This window comes from Romboutsia sp. 13368 (genome assembly GCF_018336475.1).
Lineage (GTDB): Bacteria > Bacillota > Clostridia > Peptostreptococcales > Peptostreptococcaceae > Romboutsia.
Window position 1 is genome coordinate 1,547,457 of record NZ_CP048741.1, and the last position, 3,327, is coordinate 1,550,783.

The 3,327-nt window shown below is 26.6% G+C and carries 2 protein-coding genes; both read right to left on the bottom strand.

Annotated elements, in window-relative coordinates:
- Positions 1-153: 153 nt before the first annotated feature.
- Positions 154-765, bottom strand: a complete 612-nt coding sequence (locus G3997_RS06240) for a hypothetical protein (protein ID WP_296644522.1) — start codon at positions 763-765, stop codon at positions 154-156.
- Positions 766-881: 116 nt separating this feature from the next.
- Positions 882-2,546, bottom strand: coding sequence for a hypothetical protein (locus G3997_RS06245; RefSeq protein WP_296644526.1), 1,665 nt, complete (start codon positions 2,544-2,546; stop codon positions 882-884).
- Positions 2,547-3,327: the final 781 nt, after the last annotated feature.

Genomic DNA, 3,327 nt, shown 5'->3' on the forward strand with positions numbered 1-3,327 from the left:
ATTCAAAAAAGGAGTATATAAGTAAATATTAGCTACTCCTTTTTCTTTATATGTATTTTATCTAAATTATAAAATCTATAATTATATATTATAAATAGTAATTATAGATTTCATAAATATTTTAACTTATTCATTTTTAGTCTTATAATGCTCCTATATTACTTTAAAAAGTTTGCTTAAATTTATATCAATAAAATCTATATCTAAATCTAACTTATCTGGTATAAATATATCTCTATTATTTTTAGTTATTATTAGTATTTTAGGAACTTCAAAGAAAGGTATAGTTGATTTTTTAATTTTATCTTCAATTTTATCATATTTAAATATATTAAACTCTTCATCTATATTTATATCTACTAAGATTTGCTTTACTTCATTATAATTATCTATATATTCTATAAATAGRTCATATCTTGATTTATCTATTTTAACATTTCTGTAAAATCTTCTTATTTTATATCCGCCAGTTTCAAGTTTTATAGCTAGCTCAGACCCAAGTACTACTTTAAGTAATTCTTTCCCCTTATACATTTGACTTCCATTTAAATAATATACATAGGTATTATCTCTAAATCCAGAATAGTTTATATTACAGGGGTATTTCCTTAACGTATACTCATTACACATTTTTCTTAATGTTTTTTTAAAAGGTTTTCTTGAGTATCTTTTTTTTGTCCCAAAAAATTTACCAACCTGTGTTTCTGTTATACATCTAATTTTGCTAACTAATATTAATATATCCTTCTCTATGCCTATCATCATGTCAGTCTCCTTGCAGTTATTATTTGTTGATTATAGTATCAATATATTAAACTAGTCCATTAAAATTTACATTTTAAAATAAAAAAAGTCGCATTTTAAATGCGACTTTTTACAACTTATTTCGTATTTGTTTTTTCTTCAACATTTTGAATATTTTCTTCAACATTTTGAATATTTAGATTATCAAATTCTGTTATATCAACTAGCCCTTTCTCTCCTTTTTGATAAGATAATTTAACTTTATCTCCAACTTGAGTTAAAGGAAGTTTTGATGATATTTTTGATGTTGCTCTAAATATATTTGATGTATCACTATCTATTGTTAAATAATAGAATGTATTTCCATCTTCAACTTCTTGATTTATTCTAGTTACAGCTCCTTGTACAGACTGTTGTGTTTCATCATTTTCAATTTTTATAGAGTTCCCTTTTGATGATAATGCATCTCTATAATTTCTCAGTGCATCTTCTTTAGTTTCTCCAAGGCCTAATATACTATAATCTTCAACTGATACAAATGCTACCATCTTAACTAGACCTGCTTTATCCTTTAAAGACATTACATATGTTGGTTTTCCAAGTATATTATACATTACAGGGAATGTAGCTTGATAGTTTTTCTCTTGAACCTTACCTTCAGCAGATGTCATTGCTGCAGTTTCTGTTGCTCCTGGCTGTTTATAAAGCTTTGCTTCTTTAGTACGAGTATCAACTAACATAAATCCTATAGTTGATTCATCTCCACCAGATGAAGTTATTCCAGTATACCAATATGCTCTTCCATCATTTCCATATACTAAAGATGTTCCTTCTGTTGGTACAAGTACACCTTGTTCTGATATAACTGAGTTTAAAAATCCTTTAACATATAATCCCCAGTCATTTATTTGATCTACTATAAAACTTTCAGGTTGTATTCTATCAATCCACTCTGGTGCATCCTTAATAGAATATCTTTTTGTTTCTCCAGTAGATGCATTAACTACTGCTACACCTATTGCATCTGCTCCACTATAACCTATCTTATGTTCATATAAAGTAGTTACCCAGTATGGATTTCCATTGTCATCTATTTCAAATGAAAAATCTGTCATACCTGCATTTACAATACCTTTTAAATACATATGTCTATGAAGGTCTTGTAAAAAGTATGCTTCTTGTTGATAAACTATTTTTACAGGCTTTTTATCTATTTCTTGAACTAATCTAACATCTTGTGGATTGCTTGCAGATACCATTACATATCCACTAGTACCATCAAGTGATGTTATCCATTTTATTATATCTCTATGTACAAGTGGTGCTACCCAATATAGTTTTTCACCTACACTTTGTATATTGAACTTTCCAAGTTTAGCTACACTTCCAAGTGCAGGATCTTCACCTAGTTTTTTGTCTCCAAGTTTCATAGCCATATCTTCGTCAACTAAACGTATATCAGCTACACTTACAGGGCTTACATCCTTTGTAAATTTACTTTCTTTAACTTCACCAATTAAATTTCTATATGACTTAGAATATAGTATTGGCGATGAAGTTACAAAGGGTGCTACTACATTAAAAATTATCAAAACAATTGCTATAAAAAAATTGTATTTTGCTAATTTAGATGTTTGTTCTCCTCTATCTAGCATCATATCTATTATTCCAGCTAATGCAAAGAATATTATTAATACCGAAATAAAAGATAAGAAGTCTAATCTTAATACTGGTAGTTTTAAAAAACAGTATATCGCTACTAAAATAGCTGATATTACATATGATTGTATTAATTTTTTCATTTAATACTCCTTTCACTAAAAATAGTAATTAATACTATTATAAACATATAATGTAAAAAAATAAACACTTCTATTATTAGAAGTGTTATTTTTATTCAGCTTTTGCCATTTGTAAGTAATTTAAATTATGCCTCATTGGATAATCTNNGATARTAAYCCTTCATATTCTAACTCTAAGTCATCTAAATTATAAAAGTCATTTGGTCTTACTTTGTATGCTTCTTTATCTAATATATTTATATCACTTCTTTGCATCATATCTGCTACAAAATTAGAACATACGTATTTATAATCCTTTTTTCTAGGTTTATTTAAATATAGATATACAAGACCTTTTACATCATAGTAATATTCTTTTCTATTGTTAGCTACTTTTATAATATTTCGCTTTAGATTTTCATATTGAGAATCAGTAACATCTAATGAATATACCCTGCACATAGTATTTTCTCTAATAGCATATAGCCCTTCATTTATATTCTCTTCTACGAAACCTGCAAAAATTGGAGTTTTAGGATTCAATCTTCCAAACGAATACATTGGCTTTAAATCTAAATTTAAAGCTATAGATACATGTGCATATGGGGTTTTACTTATTTTTCTGATTAAATAAGATAATACTGTTCCAGTATAAGTTGTTACTATGTATATCTTTTTCATTGACATCCCCCTTTGTCTATATTTACAGCTTATATATTCTATCATAAATATAGATATATTACAAACTTCTTCAATTAGTTTAGTATTTTCACAATATTTTCACTTTAATATTTAATTATAT